General features: G+C 66.6%; 13 protein-coding genes. 8 read left to right on the top strand and 5 right to left on the bottom strand.

From position 1 onward, the window contains the following. Positions 1-513 carry a cytochrome c-type biogenesis protein gene (locus tag CS1GBM3_RS04650; RefSeq protein WP_072392042.1) on the top strand — a complete coding sequence of 171 codons (513 nt, stop codon included), beginning with the start codon at positions 1-3 and terminating at the stop codon, positions 511-513. Positions 514-525: 12 nt separating this feature from the next. Here CS1GBM3_RS04650 and CS1GBM3_RS04645 read toward each other — a convergent pair whose 3' ends face one another. Next, the gene (locus CS1GBM3_RS04645) at positions 526-1,752 is read right to left on the bottom strand and encodes a peptidoglycan-binding protein (protein WP_072392039.1); all 1,227 of its coding nucleotides are present in this window, start codon (positions 1,750-1,752) and stop codon (positions 526-528) included. A 151-nt stretch (positions 1,753-1,903) separates the two neighbouring features. Between CS1GBM3_RS04645 and CS1GBM3_RS04640 the strand changes: the two genes are divergently transcribed. From CS1GBM3_RS04640 to CS1GBM3_RS04610, 7 genes are all read left to right on the top strand, one after another. After that, entirely contained in the window at positions 1,904-3,442 is a 1,539-nt protein-coding gene (locus CS1GBM3_RS04640; protein ID WP_083567055.1) for a Do family serine endopeptidase, read from the top strand. A 153-nt stretch (positions 3,443-3,595) separates the two neighbouring features. Further along, positions 3,596-4,276 carry a response regulator transcription factor gene (locus CS1GBM3_RS04635; protein ID WP_072392035.1) on the top strand — a complete coding sequence of 227 codons (681 nt, stop codon included), beginning with the start codon at positions 3,596-3,598 and terminating at the stop codon, positions 4,274-4,276. Beyond that, on the top strand, positions 4,260-5,681 hold the full coding sequence (locus CS1GBM3_RS04630; protein WP_072392033.1) for a sensor histidine kinase: 1,422 nt from the start codon (positions 4,260-4,262) through the stop codon (positions 5,679-5,681). Before CS1GBM3_RS04635 ends, CS1GBM3_RS04630 begins: the two co-directional genes overlap by 17 nt. A gap of 109 nt (positions 5,682-5,790) precedes the next feature. Continuing rightward, positions 5,791-8,742, top strand: coding sequence for a bifunctional [glutamine synthetase] adenylyltransferase/[glutamine synthetase]-adenylyl-L-tyrosine phosphorylase (locus CS1GBM3_RS04625; protein WP_072392031.1), 2,952 nt, complete (start codon positions 5,791-5,793; stop codon positions 8,740-8,742). 131 nt (positions 8,743-8,873) lie between these two features. Beyond that, on the top strand, positions 8,874-9,479 hold the full coding sequence (locus tag CS1GBM3_RS04620) for a sigma-70 family RNA polymerase sigma factor (RefSeq protein WP_244534552.1): 606 nt from the start codon (positions 8,874-8,876) through the stop codon (positions 9,477-9,479). Between the two features lie 24 nt (positions 9,480-9,503). Continuing rightward, complete coding sequence (locus CS1GBM3_RS04615; RefSeq protein WP_072392028.1) at positions 9,504-10,028, top strand: hypothetical protein; 525 nt, start codon at positions 9,504-9,506, stop codon at positions 10,026-10,028. Further along, a complete protein-coding gene (locus CS1GBM3_RS04610) occupies positions 10,025-10,567 on the top strand; it encodes a periplasmic heavy metal sensor (protein ID WP_072392025.1) in 543 nt (180 codons plus the stop codon). The genes CS1GBM3_RS04615 and CS1GBM3_RS04610 overlap by 4 nt, the downstream gene beginning before the upstream one ends. Positions 10,568-10,597: 30 nt before the next feature. Here CS1GBM3_RS04610 and CS1GBM3_RS20225 read toward each other — a convergent pair whose 3' ends face one another. From CS1GBM3_RS20225 to CS1GBM3_RS04590, 4 genes are all read right to left on the bottom strand, one after another. After that, positions 10,598-11,782 (bottom strand): sensor histidine kinase, encoded by a 1,185-nt coding sequence (locus tag CS1GBM3_RS20225; protein ID WP_072392022.1) that lies wholly within the window; start codon positions 11,780-11,782, stop codon positions 10,598-10,600. Positions 11,783-11,924: 142 nt separating this feature from the next. Next, a complete protein-coding gene (pepN, locus tag CS1GBM3_RS04600) occupies positions 11,925-14,576 on the bottom strand; it encodes an aminopeptidase N (RefSeq protein ID WP_072392019.1) in 2,652 nt (883 codons plus the stop codon). Between the two features lie 173 nt (positions 14,577-14,749). Beyond that, entirely contained in the window at positions 14,750-15,352 is a 603-nt protein-coding gene (locus tag CS1GBM3_RS04595) for an ABC transporter substrate-binding protein (protein WP_072392016.1), read from the bottom strand. 120 nt (positions 15,353-15,472) lie between these two features. Then, entirely contained in the window at positions 15,473-16,117 is a 645-nt protein-coding gene (locus CS1GBM3_RS04590) for a hypothetical protein (protein WP_072392013.1), read from the bottom strand. Between the last annotated feature and the right edge of the window lie 380 nt (positions 16,118-16,497).

Raw genomic sequence — 16,497 nt, 5'->3', positions numbered from 1 at the left:
ATGAGGTTCTCTGCCACCCGGTCTGCTGCCGCTCTTCTCACTGCGCTCGTCGCGCTGACCGCCATCGACGCGCGTTGGGCCCAAGCGGTGACTCCGCAGGAGGTTCTCGAAGACGCGGCGCTCGAGAAGCGGGCGCGCGAGCTCTCGGCCGAGCTGCGCTGCCTCGTTTGCCAGAACCAATCCATCGACGATTCCGACGCGCCACTGGCCCACGATCTGCGCGTGCTCGTGCGCGAGCGCCTGACGGCCGGGGACACCAACGACGAGGTGCGCGAGTTCGTCGTCGCACGTTACGGCGAGTTCGTGTTGCTGCGGCCGCCGTTCTCGCTGCAGACGTTGCTGTTGTGGTTGATGCCGCTCCTAGCGCTGGCGGCGGCCGTGCTCATTCTCTGGCGCTCGTTCGGCCAGCGCCGGGCGGCGCCCGCTCCGGCCCCGTCTACCGGCAAGCTCTCGCCTGAGGAGCAAGCCGCGCTCGACGCGCTTCTGAAGAACGAGCGCAAAGACCAGTCCTGAGCGAAGGTCCCCTTAACGCGGCAGCCGTGCCTTGTCGCGCGAGTGTGTGTGCGAGCCGACACTGCCGGTCTCGATCTCAACGGGCCGTGTAGCGCTCGGAGCGCCGCGCCGCTGGGCGTCCCGCGCTGCAAGCCGCTTCATCAGAGCAGACGTGGCAAGCCCCGTCTCGCTGCGCCCCTCCGCGCGCTCGAACGCGCGCACCGCCATACTGAGCTGCGGACCGTAGATGCCATCCTCTGCGCCGACATAAAGCCCTTCCGCCTTGAGCAGCCGCTGCAGCGTCGTGAGCTCGCCGCGCGTCGCCAGGATCGTCGCCCGTGTCAGCGCCTCGAGCGCCGGCAGGAAAGCCCCAGCCCCGACCGCCGTGTTGGCAACCGTCTCGGACTTGTAGCGATGCACGACCTCGCCCTTCTGCGTCAGCACGCGCGCCTGCAGGTAGGTGCCGACGTTGATGCCGACCACCTCCGGGCCGTTCGGTCCGTCGATCAGCATCGGCGAGCCGGACGATGCGCCGCCGGTATCGCAGGTGTGCAGGATGACGTGCCCCGCGTCAGCGAAGTCCTTGGCGATGGCGCGCCAGTCGGCGCCGTTGAATGACCGGCGCACCGGGCACGGCGCTCCGAGCGCCAGGTCCCAAGAGCCGAAGTCGCGGTGATAGCTGACCTGATAGACGCGCTGCGCCGCCGAGAGTTTGACAAGCGCTTGCGCAGGCTGGCGGCTGAGCGGCAGCGCGCGGCCCTTGCAGATCGGAGACTCGAGGCGGATCAGCGCCCAGTCCTGCGCGGCGTCGATCGGCGGGCGAACGCGGAGCTTAAGCGACCCGGCCGCGACGTGCTGGGCCTGTCCGTTGCGGTCCGAGCCGGCGATGGGCGAGCTGGCGACAGGGCCGCCGGGTGGTTGCAGGCGGAACTGTACGCCCCTGAGACGCAGCGGCGTCTCGCCCTCCGTTCGGAACAGACAGTGCCCGGCCGTCGCGATGACGTCGTCCCCGACGCAGAAGGCCGTGCAGACCGACTGCGACCGGTCCTCGTAAAGGAGTCCGATGGAGCGGCCGAGCCTGGCCATCCGGGGGGGCAGGCGAACGCGGTCGTCGCTGCCGAAAATGGCGATTTTCTGCACCGTTGTGAGACCCGCCTGTGCCGAAACGGGATGCAGGACGTCGGTGCCGAGCGGCCCGCCCCGGACGGCAGCGCTGCCAGCGCCGGCCGCCAAAGCCGCCAGGATGGCCACGTGCCACATGCGCCGTCTCGGAACGGCCTCGAAAGGGGCAGGGAGGGGGCGATCTTGCCTCATTACCAACTCTTAACGTGACCGAAAGGCAGCCGTAAGGCCGGAGCGACTAACTCTGCCGATGACATGTGATTTCAGCGCTTCTGAGCGGAGGATTTGAATGCTTACTCGCGATGACAGGACGTCCGGAGCAAAGTCCGGGCCAACGTCGCAAGGGACTTCGGGACGCCGGGTGGCGCGCGCAACCATTGTTGCCGTAGCCTCGGCGGCCGTTCTTGCGGGCGGGGTCGCGATCACGCCGACTCTGGCCCAGCTCGCCCCGGACAAGCCCGGGGTCGAGACGCCGTTCGGCCGCGCGCCGCTTTCGTTCGCGGACGTCATCGAGAAGGTGAAGCCGTCCGTCGTGTCCATCTCGGTGGTAGCCGGCAGCAAGGGGCGCACCGGCCCGAGCGGCCTGCCGGAAGGGTTCCCGGAGATTCCGGAAGACAGCCCGTTCTACGAGTTCTTCAAAAACCTGCCGAAAGAGTTCCGCAATATGCCCCAGCAGCGGCCGACCCAGGCCCAGGGCTCGGGCTTCGTGATTTCTGCCGACGGCTATGTCGTGACGAACAACCACGTCATCGAGGGCGCGACCAAGATACAGGTCAGCTTCGACGACCAGGAGAAGCTCGAGGCGGACCTCGTCGGCAGCGACCCGCGCACCGACATCGCGCTTCTGAAGCTGAAGTCGTCGAAGACCTTCCCGTTCGTGAAGTTCTCCGACAAGCCGGTTCGCGTCGGCGACTGGGCGCTTGCGGTCGGCAACCCGTTCGGTCTCGGTGGCACGGTGACCGCGGGCATCGTCTCGGCTCTTGGCCGCGACATCGGCTCGGGCCCGTACGACTTCCTGCAGATCGACGCGGCTGTGAACAAGGGCAACTCCGGCGGCCCCACCTTCAACCTCGAAGGCGAGGCCATCGGTGTCAATACGGCGATCTTCAGCCCGTCGGGCGGCAACGTCGGCATTGCGTTCGCAGTTCCTGCGCGCACCGCCATCGAAGTCATCGAGCAGTTGAAGAAGACCGGCTCTGTGAGCCGGGGCTGGCTTGGCGTCAAGATACAGAACGTCGACGAGGACACGGCTGCAGCGATCGGCCTTACCAACGCCAAGGGCGCGTTGGTGAGCGAGATCACGCCGAACGGCCCTGCGTCGTCTTCGGGCCTCAAGGTTCAGGATGCGATCGTCCAGGTCAACGGCGACAAGATCAACGATAGCCGCGACCTCGCCCGCAAGATCGCCGAGTACGCACCCGACACCACTGTCGATGTCAAGGTGTGGCGCGGCAACAAGGAAGAGACCGTCAAGGTGAAGCTCGGCAAGTTCCCCGGCTCGACCGATGAGCTCGCCAAGCTCGAGCAGGGCAAGTCGGTCGATCCGGCCAGCACCGCGCTCGAGCAGCTGGGCCTGACGCTAGCGCCTGCGAAAGCGGGCGGCGAGGGCGTGTCCGTGACCGAGGTTGACCCCAGCTCCGATGCTGCCGAGAAGGGCATCAAGGCCGGCGACGTCATCCTCGAAATCGGCGGCGATGTGGTCTCGGGTCCGTCCGACGTAGCGGAAGGGATCAAGAAAGCGAAGGATCTCGGCCGCCGCGCGGTGATGCTCTCGATCAAGTCGTCCAACCAGACGCGCTACGTGCCGGTGCAGCTCAAGCAGGGCTGATGCCGGCGGCCGAAGGGATCTGAGTAAAAGGGGCGGCGCGGCTCTTGAGGAGCCGGGCCGCCTCGATGTATCTCAGCGGACGAACCCGTGTGAAACGCAGGCTTCCCCTCTGTCCAGGTGGTAGGGGAAGGAAAGCCCGGAGGTAGACTGCGGATGCGCGTGCTGGTGATCGAGGACGACCGCGAAACGGCGCAATTCCTCCATAAATCCCTGAAGGAGAGCGGTCACGCGCCGGATCTCGCGGGCGACGGCGAGACCGGGCTCGCCATGGCGCAGGAAAATGCCTACGACGTATTGATCGTTGACCGCATGCTGCCGAAGCTCGATGGCCTGACGGTCGTGCGCACGCTACGCGCAGAGGGCGACCGCACGCCGGTCCTGATCCTCTCGGCGCTGGGCGACGTCGATGATCGCGTGAAGGGCCTGCGCGCCGGCGGCGATGACTATCTGACCAAGCCGTATGCCTACACCGAGCTTTTGGCGCGCATCGAGGCTCTGGGCCGCCGCGCCATCCCGGAGGAGCAGGAGACGCGCTACGCCGTGGGCGACCTCGTGCTCGACCGCCTGTCGCACCGCGTGACGCGCGCCGGCGAGCCGATCCAGCTCCAGCCGCGCGAATACCGCCTGCTTGAATACCTGATGAAGCACGCGGGCCAGGTGGTGACGCGTACCATGCTGCTCGAGAACGTCTGGGATTATCACTTCGACCCGCAGACCAACGTCATCGACGTGCACGTCTCGCGCCTGCGCTCGAAGATCGACAAGGGTTTTGATAGGCCGCTGCTCCACACGGTGCGCGGCGCCGGATACATGGTCCGTGACGGCGCTGTCTGACCTTGCAGTTCGCATCATGGCGACGCACGCGTTCCGCCTCGCGGCCGCGAGCGCGGCGGCGTTCCTGATCGCGTCGGCGCTGATCGTCGGCATTCTTTTCTGGCAGACCAACACGCTGCTGACCGACCATGTAGTCGAGGAGCTGCGGAGCGAGGCCGCGGAGCTCGCCCACGAGGCGGCGACGTCGCCGCCGGACGCGTTCGCCGAGCGCATACGCGTCAGAAGCCGCGTTGCCGGAACAAGCCTCTATTTCCTCACCGATGCTTCCGGAAAGAAGCTCGCGGGCAACCTCCGCGATCTGCCGCGCGAGGTCGTAGAAAGCCCGACCGGTAGTGTCTTCCGCTATGCCCGCAAGGACGATGCCTCCGGGGATGAGCGCCTCGGTGTCGCCGTGCCGGTGGCCGTCGGAGGTGGTTTCCGCCTCTTCGTCGGGCGCGATGTCGAGGAGCAGCTCGCACTGGCCGCACGCATCAAACGCACGTTCCTGTGGGGCTTCGGCGCGCTGGCCCTTGCCGCGGTGCTCGCAGGCATCGCCGTAGGCCGATCCGTGCTGCGCCGCATCGAGACGATCAATACGACGACGCGCTCGATCATGGCGGGTGATCTCACGCGCCGCGTGCCGCTGTCGGGCTCGCGCGATGAGCTCGACGAATTGTCGGAAAGCCTCAACGGGATGCTCGACCGCATCGAGCAGCTCATGGACGGGCTGCGCGAGGTCTCCGACAACATCGCCCACGATCTCAAAACGCCGCTGAACCGCCTGCGCAACAGCGCCGAGGCGGCGTTGCGCGATGCACGTGGCGCCGACGCCTATCGCGAAGGCCTCGAAGCGACGATCGAGAAGGCCGACGACCTGATCAAGACCTTCAACGCGCTGCTCCTCATTGCCCGCCTCGAGGCCGGCGTGGTGGAGGAGAGCGCCGAGGCGTTCGATCTCGGCCACCTCGTGCAGGACGTGGCCGAGCTTTACGAGCCTGTCGCCGAGGAGGCGGGACTTTCGCTCACCATCGAAGCCGGAGACGGCATCGAGGTGCGCGCCAACCGTCAGCTCATCGGGCAGGCCGTTGCCAACCTCGTCGACAATGCTATCAAGTATTCGGCCGCGATGGCTCGCGAGCGCCCTGGCGCAGCAGCGGCGAATGTTGCGGTGCGCGTGACGCGTGACGCCGACACGGCCGAGATCTCCGTCGCCGACCGTGGCCCCGGTATCGAGGCGAAGGATCGCGACCGTGCGCTACGCCGCTTCGTGCGTCTCGAGAAAAGCCGTACTCAGCCCGGCACGGGGCTGGGGTTGAGCCTCGTCGCCGCCGTCGCCAGGCTCCACAACGGATCGGTGTGTCTTGAAGATAATGATCCGGGCCTGCGGGTTGTGGTAACGCTGCCTTTGGTATCAAACAGCGCTTAGAGTGCTCCCGGAAAAGTGGGTACCGGTTTTCCGAAAAGGAGCACGCTTAACAAGCGACGCCAGCACCACTCCCCGACGCAAGAGGGAGGGCAAACCAAGGGGAGACGGCATGGCGGGAGAGAACCCACCGCGCGGCACGCTGCTCGAGCGGATCGATACGACGAAGCGCCTGCCGCAGGATCCCGCGGACGGCGCGAGCCTCGATCCCATTCTCGGTGATTGGCGGCGAGACACATCGCTTAGTGGTCTCATCTGCCTTGTCGAGACGGAGCCGGTCCGCACGCTGATCTCGGGCATTATCGCCGGGTCGAGCTACCTCAAGACCGAGATCGTGCGCGAGCCAAGGCGCTTCGAGCGTCTCTTGCGCAGCGCGCCGGAGACGCGCCTCGCGGAGCTGAACCAAGCCATTGCACGCCAGTTGGAAGAGGCAGCAGCGCTGCCCGACGCCATGACGGCGCTTCGCACCGCTAAGTCCGAGGCCGCGCTGCTGATCGCGCTCGCCGATCTTGCGGGCGTCTGGAGCGTCGATGAGGTGACGCGCGCCCTGTCCGCGGTGGCCGATGCTGCGCTGAAGGCTGCGGTGCGGTTCCTGTTTCGCCAAGCCATCGCGAAGGGCGATTGGCTCGCCGAGCCCGGCGACACCGAGCCCGAGCAGTCATCCGGTTATATGGTGTTCGCCGTGGGCAAGTACGGCGCCCACGAGCTCAACTATTCGAGCGACATCGACCTTATCGTTTTTTATGAGCCGGCCCGCACGCGGCTGAAGCCGAGCGTCGAGGCGCCGACCTTCTTCGTGCGCATGACGCGCGATCTCGTGCGCCTGATGGATGAGCGCACGGCGGGCGGCTACGTTTTCCGCACCGACCTGCGTCTGCGGCCCGACGCCGGTGCCACGCAGATCGCGCTCTCCACCGAGGCAGCCGCCCTCTACTACGAAAGCTTCGGCCAGAACTGGGAGCGCGCGGCCCTGATCAAGGCCCGCGCCGTGGGGGGCGATATCGAGACCGGCGAAGCCTTCCTCGCAGAGCTCGCGCCCTTCATCTGGCGCCGCAATCTCGATTTCGCGGCCATCGCCGACATCCACGCGATGAAGCGACAGATCCACGCCTTTCGCGGTTTCGGATCGATCGCCGTTGCGGGCCACAACATCAAGGTCGGCGCGGGCGGCATCCGCGAGATCGAGTTTTTCGTGCAGACACAGCAGCTGATCGCGGGCGGGCGCCAGCGCAACCTGCGGGTTCGCCGCACGCTTGAAGGCCTTCGCGTGCTCGTCGCTCATGGTTGGCTTCAGGAGAGCACCGCCGATGAGCTGACCGACGCCTATCTCTATCTGCGTTGGGTCGAGCACCGCCTGCAGATGGTCGCCGACGAGCAGACGCAGGAGCTGCCCAAGGATGCGGCTCGCCTCGAAAGTTTTGCCCGCTTCGCCGGCTATGACAGCGCCGCGGCGTTCTCCACGGACATCGTTTCCGTGCTCGAGCGCGTGCATGGGCACTATGCGCACTTGTTCGAGGATGCCCCCGAGTTGACGGCCGAAGGCCAGAACCTCGTCTTCGCCGGCGAGAAAGACGATCCCGGCACAGTGACGGCGCTGTCACGCATGGGCTACGCGCGCCCGAGCGACGTGCTGGCCGCCGTGCGCGGCTGGCATCATGGGCGCTACCCGGCCGTACGCTCGGCGCGCGCCCGCGAGCTTTTGACGGAAGTGCAGCCGGTGCTGATCAAGGCGTTCGCCGACACTGCCGATCCGGATCGCGCCGTCGCCACCTTCGACCGCTTCCTCGCCGAGCTGCCGGCGGGCGTGCAGCTCTTCTCGCTGCTCAAAGCCAATCCGGCGCTGATGCGGCTGATCGCCGACATCATGGGCACGGCGCCACGCCTTGCGCGCATCCTGTCGCGTCGCCGTCGTCTGCTCGACGCCGTCATCGATCCGCGTACCTTCGCCTCGCTGCCGTCGGCGAAAGAGCTGGAGGAGATGATCGCCGCCGAGCTGAGCCTCGCGACCGACTCGCAGGACGTTCTCGACCGCGCGCGCGTTGTCGGCAGCGAGCAGGCGTTCTTGATAGGCGTGAAAGTGCTGTCCGGCGCCATCAACGCCAGCGAGGCGGGCGAGGCGTACGCGCTCTTGGCCGAGAAGCTGATCGCCGCGTTGACCAAGGACGTCGAGCGCGAACTCGAGCGCGCCCATGGCCGCATCCCGGGCGGCAGCGCCGTCGTCGTCGCCATGGGCAAGCTCGGCGGCCGAGAGATGACGGCCTCCTCAGACCTCGACCTCATCGTCATCTACGACTTCGACCCCACAGCCGTCCAATCGGACGGGCCGAAGCCGCTGTCGCCGAGCCAGTACTACGCCCGTTACACGCAGCGCCTGATCTCGCACCTCGCGGCGCCGACCGCGGAAGGCACGCTCTACGAGGTCGACATGCGGCTGCGCCCGTCGGGTCAGAAGGGGCCGGTGGCCGCACAGTTCTCGACCTTCCGCGAGTACCAGGCCACCGAGGCCTGGACCTGGGAGCACATGGCCCTGACACGCGCCCGCGTGATCGCCGGGCCGCCCGAGCTTAGCCGCAGGGTGGAGGAGGCAATCCGCGACACCCTCGTGCGCCCGCGCGATGGCGCGGCCATAGCCCGCGACGTGCATGAGATGCGCGCGCGGATCGCGAGCGAGAAGGGGACCGATAACATCTGGCATCTGAAACAGGTGCGCGGCGGGCTCGTCGACCTCGAGTTCATAGCCCAGCATCTGCAACTCGTGCACGTCGCCGGGCATCCCGAGGTCCTCGACCAGACCACGCTCGCGGCCTTTCGGAAGCTTGCGGAGGCTGGCCTTCTTCTGCCCGCCGATGCCGACGCCCTGCGCCACGCCACGCGCCTCATACACAACCTGACACAGGTCCTAAGGCTTTGTCTTGAAGGGGAATTTGACCCGGCAACGGCGCCGAGCGGCCTCAAGGCGCTGCTGGCGCGGGCCGGCGACTCGCCGGATTTTGCGACCCTCGAGGGTCATTTGCGCGAGACGCTGGCGAGCGTTGCAGTACAGTTCGGGCGACTGATCGGTTAAATTGCGACGGATTCATATGGGCAAGGCCGTTTTCCCCGCTAAAGGCATCTGCAGAGCGGGATCCGGTGACACTGCCCAGCGGACGATTGCGACGTGGCGGAGTGATGGTGGGGTCGGGGCCAGGCGGACCGATGGGTAAGGCACCGGGTACCAACGTGCGGACAGGGCCATGGCCCGACGCGCCGGAGGACCGCGTGCTGCTGGCGCGCGTCGCCCGCCAGGACGCCCAGGCGTTTCGCATCCTGGTCGACCGCCACCTGACGCCGATCGTGACCCTCGCACGGAGGATGCTGAAGGACGAGGCCGAGGCCGAGGACATCGCGCAGGAGGCCATGCTGCGGTTGTGGCGCGCCGGCGAAACGCTGGACCTCGGTCCGCACGGTGTCCGTCCGTGGCTGCGCAAGGTGACGTCGAACCTCTGCCTCGACCGTATCCGCGCCGGCCGGCGCACCGTGGTGACCGACGAGGTGCCCGAGATGGCCGAAGCGCCGACGCAGGCTGTAGGGCTCGAGGAGCAGGATCTGGCGCGTCGGGTCGGCGAGGCGATGGCGGCGCTTCCCGAGCGTCAGCGCCAGGCGCTGACGCTGTTCCACCACGAAGGCATGAGCCAGGCGGAGGTGGGTGAAGTTCTGGGTGTGTCGGACGAGGCGGTCGAAAGCCTCTTGGCCCGCGCCCGCCGCGCACTGCGCGCGGCACTGGAGAAGGATTGGAAGAGCTTGCTGCAAAGCGAGAGCTGATTTTGGAAGGCCCGAGAGACGGCAATGACTGAGAAAAGCACATTTGACGGGGCTGGCCTCGACTCCCTCGAGCAGGCCCTCGAACGGTTCGGCAGCGACCGCACGCGCTGGCCGGCGCCCGTGCGCCGCAACCTGGCCGGCCTGTTGTCGGAGAACGCCGAGGCGAAGGCGCGCGTCCGCGAGGCGGAAGCGCTTGATCGACTGCTCGACCTCGCTCCGCCTCCCGCGACCGACACGCAGGCCTTGGCAGACCGGATCATGGCTACCGCGCTCTCCGAAGCTCCGGCCGCGGTAGCGGCGCCGAAGGCACGCGTCGCCTGGGCGTCGTTCGGGCGGCGCCGGCAGTCGACGGCTGGCGAGGCCCAATGGCCGGCCGCGGCTCTGCTCGCCGCCTCGCTCGTGCTGGGCACGGTGTTCGGTCTGACCGGTACGCTCGATCAGGCGGTCGCGCCGCTGGTGGCCGAGACGACGTACGACACGGAGCTCGATTCCGCTCAGATCGCCTTCGACGCGGACGCCTTCAGCATGTTTGAGGAGGAACTGCTTTGAGCGACGCATCCCTGCCGCAGACGGAACCGCGGCCCGGCGGATCGCGGCGCCTGAAATACGCACTGATCGCCTCCCTGGCGCTCAATCTGCTGATCGTCGGTGCTGTGGCCGGCACCATGATCGGCTTTGGCAAGCACCATCCGCCGCGCGGCCATCATCCGCGGGGCGAGGACTTCGGTCTGATGGGGCTGACGCGCACGCTGCCTGAGGCACGCCGCAAGGAAATCCGCAAGCAGCTGCGCGCCGAGCGCGGCAAGCTACGCCCGCTATTCGAGGACATCCGCACGGCGCGCCGGGAGGCGGCCGACAAGCTTGCGGCCGAGCCGTTCGACCGCGCTGCCCTCGAGGCCGCGATCAACACCGCAGGCGAGCGCGAGCGGGCTATGCGGCAGCAGGCGGTCGACATCTTCCTGGGACAGGCGGAGCGTTTGACGCCAGATGAGCGGCGCACGCTCGCGGAGTGGTGGCGCAAGAAGAGCCAGCCACTGCCCGAGCGCAAGTTCAGGAAGAAAAACAAGGATAAGGAAACGGCGGAGTAGCGAGGGCTGTCCGCCGCCAAGCCGTGTGGCCTAGGCGCAGGCGGCTTCGAGCGAGCGCAAGTCGGCTTGGCGCAACGTGGCTGCGTCGGAGAACTCCGGAAACAGGTCCTCGTTCGAGGTGCATTTGAGCGCCGTCACCGCCCGCCACGTCGAGTGGGGCTCGTCGACCTCGATCAGCGACGCGCCAGCAAGCTCGAGAAGCGCGCGGGCGAGGCAGATCGGCAGCGAGGCCTGCCCAACCCGCGGTGCCCCGGGCTGACCGCGCAGATACACCTCGATCTGCGCCAGCTCCCCGTCGCGGGTCGCCACGATGCCGACCGTGCCACGGGCATCGGCCCGGCGGACGGCCTCGGAGAAAAGATTGACGAGGATCTGCCGCAGCGGCCGCTTGTCGATGCGCACCTCAAGTCCTTCGGGGATGTGCGCCTCGAGCGAAAGTCCATGCGTGCTGCCGGGAGCGCTGTGGAAGGCCCAGGCCTCCTCGACCACGGCTGCGAGATCGACGCCGGTGGTCGCTTCGATGCGCGGATCGTGGTCGAGCAGGCAGGTGATGGCCAGCGTATCCTCGGCCGATTTCAAGAGGTCGCGGCCGCACTCGCCGATGTGGCGTGCATACTCGCGGTAACGCGGGTGGCCGACAGGCCCCAGCAACTCGGACTGCATCACATCCGAGAACCCGATCACGGCGTTGAGCGGCGTGCGCAACTCGTGGCTGACGCGGGCCATCAGTTCACCCCATGGATGGGCGTTGGCGGCGGGCAGGCTGTTGAGCCGGGCCGCGGCACCGGCCAGCACCGAGAGGTCGGCTGAGCGCCGGTCAAGCACGATCTTCTCTCCTATGAAGGGCAGCGGGGAGGGCGAGACCCCGCTGCCCTGCCCTTCCTGGGAGAGATCGTGAATGGGTGCCGACGGATCGGGACGGCGCGGCGTATGTGCCGGCACAACCCGGGGCGATGCGAAGAGATGCGGCGCGCCAAGTACGAGGAGCGTGACAGCAAGACCGCTGACAAGAACGATGAGGGACGGCGCGGAAACCTGATGGAAGAGCGCGTATCCGAGGGCCGAGACGTGCAGCACAACGGCGCCCTGGAAGAGGCGCGTGAGGCCCGCGGGCCCGCCGGGAAGGCGGCGGGCGCCGGTCGCGCGAGGCTCGGCTGCACCGGCTTCGCCGAAGGCAGACTCCTCCCGTGGACAGGCCGATAGGGTCCCAGCCATCCTGCATCTCCAGTTCGAATTTTTGAGTGTTGCGCGTGACGAGAATCCACCGGTACGCCGGCGAATCGCATCTCTACTTCACCGATTCGAGTCGCGCGTGTCGAGGGAGATTAAATAGCGAAAATCAGAGTTTGCGAGGGTGTTACCTGTCGAGCATGCGCGATACGATTTCGAACACGTCGCGCGACAAATCGGGGGTCTTGGCGACGCCCTGCAACACGCGCTTGGCGGCCCCCCGCCGGCCCGGCTCAAGCGCATGCCAGATGCGGAAAGCCCCCAACATTCGGGCCGCAATGGAGGGGTTGAAGCGGTCGATGGCCAGCACCTGCTTGGCGACGAACTCGTAGCCCGCCCCGTCCGGCCGGTGGAATTGGACTGGGTTCTGCAACGCAAAGACGCCGATCAGGGCCCGCACCTTGTTCGGAGCTTCGAGGCTGAACAGGGGATGGCGGGTGAGCGCCTTGATCTGCCCGAGCGCGGATCTCTGCGGCGACTGCGCCTGGGCGGCAAACCACTTGTCAATCACCAAATGATCGCCCTGCCAGCGGTCGAAGAAGTGCGCGAGCGCCTTTTCCCGCACGTCGCCAGAACCCGCTGCGATCAGCACGAGGCCATGCGCCTCGTCGGTCATGTTGTCGGCCTTGAAGAAGTGGTCCGCAAGCCGCGTGTCGTCGAGAGCGGTGCCGCGCGCCGTGAGCAGCGTCAGCGCCGCATTACGCAGCGCCCGTCGCCCCGCGCTCTGCGCGTCCGGTGAAAAGGCGCCTTGAGCCCGCATCTCCCCGCAAATGTTCTCGAGCGCAGCGCCAAGCGCCGTGCCCGTGAGCTTCAACAGCTGACGGTGCGCGCGGAAGATGAGGCCCGGGTCGACGTTGCGTCCGATCGTGCGCGCAATGTCGGACTGGCTCGGCAGCTTGAGCAACTCCGCGCGGTAGGCAGGCTCGAGCGCTTCGTCGGCGATCGACGCGCCGAGCGCCTTGACGAAGCCTGCTGCGCGCGCGGTCGCCCGTTCGCCCTTGCGCAGGCTCTTGACCATGTCGACGAGCACGCGCGTGGCGTAGGTGTTGGCCGCCTGCCAGCGATTGAAGAGATCCTGATCGTGCGCCATCAGGAACTCGAGGTCGCGGTCGGAGAGGTTGAGCGTCAGGTTCACCGGCGCCGAGAAGCCGCGCAGAATGGACGGCACGGGCGGCGAGGGCACGTCGAGGAAGCGGAACGTCTGCGTGCGCTTCGTCACGTGCAGCACGCCGTCGTCGATGCTCTCGCCGGTGTCGCGCTTGAGCATGATCTCCTGTCCATTGCCACCGATGAGCCCGAGGCGCACCGGGATGTGCAGCGGCTTCTTGCGGGTCTCGCCCGGCGTGGGCGGCAGCACCTGCTCGATCTTGAGCTCGGCCTGCTTCTTGGCCCTGTCGTAGCGCAGCGCGCAGACGAGCTCCGGCGTACCGGCTTGCGAGTACCAGAGCTTGAAGTGCGAGAGGTCCTGCTTGGACGCATCCTCGAAGCACGTGAGAAAATCTTCGATCGTTGCGGCCTGCCCGTCGTGGCGCTCGAAGTAAAGATCCATGCCGCGCCGGAAGTCCTCGCGCCCGAGAATTGTCTCGATCATGCGCACGAGCTCGGCACCCTTTTCGTACACGGTCGCCGTGTAGAAGTTGTTGATCTCGATGTAGCTCTCGGGGCGCACCGGATGCGCGAGCGGCCCCGCGTCCTCGGTGAATTGCATGGCGCGGAGCTGGCGCACGTCGATGATGCGCTGCACGGTCGCCGAGCGCTCGTCGGCCGAGAACTCCTGATCGCGATAGACCGTGAGCCCTTCCTTGAGGCAGAGCTGAAACCAGTCGCGGCAGGTGATGCGGTTGCCGGTCCAGTTATGGAAATATTCGTGCGCGACGACGCTCTCGATGGATTCGAAGTTGGCGTCAGTCGCTGTCTCGGCTGATGCGAGGATCAGGCGGTCGTTGAAGATGTTGAGGCCTTTGTTCTCCATCGCGCCCATGTTGAAGTCGGACACGGCGACGATGTTGAACACGTCGAGATCGTACTCGCGGCCGAAGCGCTTCTCGTCCCACCGCATGGAGCGCTTCAACGCATCCATGGCCCACGCCGCGCGCGCCTCCTTGCCGTGCTCGACGTAGATCTTGAGATCCACCTTGCGCCCAGACGCGGTCTTGAACGTCGAGGCGATGTGGCCGAGGTCGCCGCCGACCAGCGCGAAGAGGTAGCTGGGCTTGGGGTGAGGGTCGTGCCAGACGGCGAAGTGCCGGCCCTTGCCGAGCTTGCCGCGCGAGACGGGGTTGCCGTTGGCGAGCAGCACGGGCGCCAGTGCAACGTCCGCTTCGAGGCGGCACGTGTAGGTGGCGAGCACGTCCGGCCGGTCGGGGAAGAACGTGATACGGCGGAAGCCTTCCGCCTCGCACTGCGTGCAGAACACACCGCGCGAGCGGTAAAGGCCCTGTAAGGCCTTGTTGGCCTCGGGATTGATGACGGTCGTGAGCTCGAGCGTGAAGGCGCGCGCCGACACCTTGGCGATGCTGAGCGAGGTGGCATCGACGGTGTAATCGTTCGCCGTGAGCGGCTTGCCATCGATCGCGATGCGCTGCAGTTCGAGCTGCTCACCGTCCAGCACGAGCGCCTGGCGCGCTTTTCCGGCCGCCGGATTGCGACGCACCTTGAGCTTCGCCTCTACGATCGTGCGCTCCGGATCGAGCGCGAAGTCGAGATCCACATGATCGACGAGGTAGTCCGGCGGCCTATAGTCTTTGAGGCGGCGCGGACGGGGCGTGTCGGTCTTCATGGTCTCTCCGGGCTAGGCGGAAGGCGCGGGCGTGGACCCGTGCGGCGGCGTCGGAAGGCGCCGAGATGAGGCTTGCTGCGTGCGGCAGACGTTGGCGCTCGGCGCGCGCGAGGTCAAGGCTCGCGCACCGAGGCCGAGCGCGCCGCAGCCGATGCTGGCTGCCTCGGGCGGGCTCAGCGGTTCAGCGCGATGATGAGCGTGCGCGGATTGCCGCCGTTCTCGGCGATATAGTTCTGGAACAGCGTGTTGAGGAACGAGGTCATCTCGAAGCCGATGATCTCCGCCTCGCGCACCTTGTAGACACCGCCGCGGCGCACGAGCCGCCAGCGCACGTCATAGGATTCGCCGCTCCTGAGCGTAATGCGGCTGTCGACATAAACGCCGCTCGCAGTTTCCTTGGTCACGCCGGTCATGACCGCGCGTGCGACCGGATACTTCGGGCCTTCCTTGGCGGCGTAGCGGGCGATGAAATTGATCATGCCGGCGTAGTAGGCCGGCCTGTCCGACTTGGCGAGCATCTGGGCGTAAGAGCCGAGCGCTGTGATGGCGATGGACGGAACATCAGCGTGGCTGCGCAGCACCGTTGCGTAGTCGTTCTCCCCGCCTTCCTTCTGTGCGGCGATGAGCTGATTCGCGACGCGCTGCATGAAGCGCGCCGGAGTTTCGGATTGCGCCTCCGCGGTGGGAGGATCGGCGAGAAGGAGCAGCGAAAGCGCCGCCGCTGCGAGCATGAAGATCGACCCCCCCTGGGCCAGGCGCTGCCAAACCGTCGTCATCAATGTGAGCTCCGCAGTGTTACAGGCCGTCCCGACAGCGTGTCGGGAAAGTCCGGCCGTGCTCCCTCATTCAGCATGGGCGGATATCTCTAGTCAAAGCCAAAGCCTTGAGCCTCCGAGCTAAGCGGCCAGTGGCGGCTGACGCTCCGCAGCCAGAGAATACCCATGCGGAACCGGGACGCTAGCGGGCTCTCGGGACGGAATTTCGGCAACAGCGAAAAGACGCGTCAGTGTCGCGATCGCCTCTTCAGGGATGTGGCGAACGGGGCCGAGAACCAGCGAGTGGGAGCGGTCCCGGTGCACCAGAACCAGCTCCTCGCGCACGTCCGAAAGTGTCGTCCGTGGCCAGCGCTCGAGCCCGCGATAGGCGTTGAGCGGGGTCGTCCGCAATCGCCGACCGAGCAATCCGACGGCGCTTGAGCGCACGAGGCTATCTTCGATCGTCACGCAGCGACCCGCGAAAGCCTCTTGGACCAGACGCGCGAGCGGCCACCCAAAAATCAGCGTGAGCATAAGGAGGCCGGCCAGGATCAGGCAGCCGGACAGAGGGCGCTCGGCGGCCACGGCGCGTGTCGCAGGATCCACGAGGAGCCGGCCGCAAAGCAGCCAGAACGGCGCCATGAGGGCCGAAAACGCAGGCAGCAGGGCTACGATGAGCACAAAATGCCCATTCCCTTCAGGATCTTGCTGGAAAACCAACGGCGAGGTCGATGGTGTCGGAGTGAAATCGAACGCCGACTGACGAGCCGCACGCGTGCTGCGCATTTATCCCGCCCCCCAGGATTATGCCCCTAACCCCGGAGTATGGGCCCGTTATGCTTTATTGAGTCTTACTGCGGCGCGCTGGGAGAAGCGCACGCCGCAAGTGCGAGCCTACTGGCGATCATACACGAGTGTGACCCACGGCCGGTGTGGCGAACTAAACTCTTGAGAATCGGTTCTCCACGTCCACGACACCGCACGCGAAAGCCGCCATAGACTCTGGGTAACGCTGATGTGTATTCGAAACAGTGTGACTCGAATGAATCACTCGACGACACGATTGATCGACGCGCGTTTGAATCGAACGACACAGAACCGCCAATGATGTATGTTCTGCTTTCGTTCTTTTGGGAGAACAGGCGATGCGCATTCAGTGCTACATA

It is taken from the genome of Hyphomicrobium sp. CS1GBMeth3, from assembly GCF_900117455.1.
In the GTDB taxonomy this organism is placed as follows: domain Bacteria; phylum Pseudomonadota; class Alphaproteobacteria; order Rhizobiales; family Hyphomicrobiaceae; genus Hyphomicrobium_C.
Note: the sequence above shows the minus strand (reverse complement) of the source record. Positions and strands in the feature narration are given on the sequence as shown.

Bases quoted from the DNA above. Each gene is read 5' to 3' on its own strand.
- CS1GBM3_RS04650 (WP_072392042.1), top strand. From the start codon at position 1: ATGAGGTTCTCTGCCACCCGGTCTGCTGCCGCTCTTCTCACTGCGCTC.
- CS1GBM3_RS04645 (WP_072392039.1), bottom strand. From the start codon at position 1,752: ATGTGGCACGTGGCCATCCTGGCGGCTTTGGCGGCCGGCGCTGGCAGC.
- CS1GBM3_RS04640 (WP_083567055.1), top strand. From the start codon at position 1,904: ATGCTTACTCGCGATGACAGGACGTCCGGAGCAAAGTCCGGGCCAACG.
- CS1GBM3_RS04635 (WP_072392035.1), top strand. From the start codon at position 3,596: ATGCGCGTGCTGGTGATCGAGGACGACCGCGAAACGGCGCAATTCCTC.
- CS1GBM3_RS04625 (WP_072392031.1), top strand. From the start codon at position 5,791: ATGGCGGGAGAGAACCCACCGCGCGGCACGCTGCTCGAGCGGATCGAT.
- CS1GBM3_RS04620 (WP_244534552.1), top strand. From the start codon at position 8,874: ATGGGTAAGGCACCGGGTACCAACGTGCGGACAGGGCCATGGCCCGAC.
- CS1GBM3_RS04615 (WP_072392028.1), top strand. From the start codon at position 9,504: ATGACTGAGAAAAGCACATTTGACGGGGCTGGCCTCGACTCCCTCGAG.
- CS1GBM3_RS20225 (WP_072392022.1), bottom strand. From the start codon at position 11,782: ATGGCTGGGACCCTATCGGCCTGTCCACGGGAGGAGTCTGCCTTCGGC.
- pepN (WP_072392019.1), bottom strand. From the start codon at position 14,576: ATGAAGACCGACACGCCCCGTCCGCGCCGCCTCAAAGACTATAGGCCG.
- CS1GBM3_RS04595 (WP_072392016.1), bottom strand. From the start codon at position 15,352: ATGACGACGGTTTGGCAGCGCCTGGCCCAGGGGGGGTCGATCTTCATG.
- CS1GBM3_RS04590 (WP_072392013.1), bottom strand. From the start codon at position 16,117: ATGCGCAGCACGCGTGCGGCTCGTCAGTCGGCGTTCGATTTCACTCCG.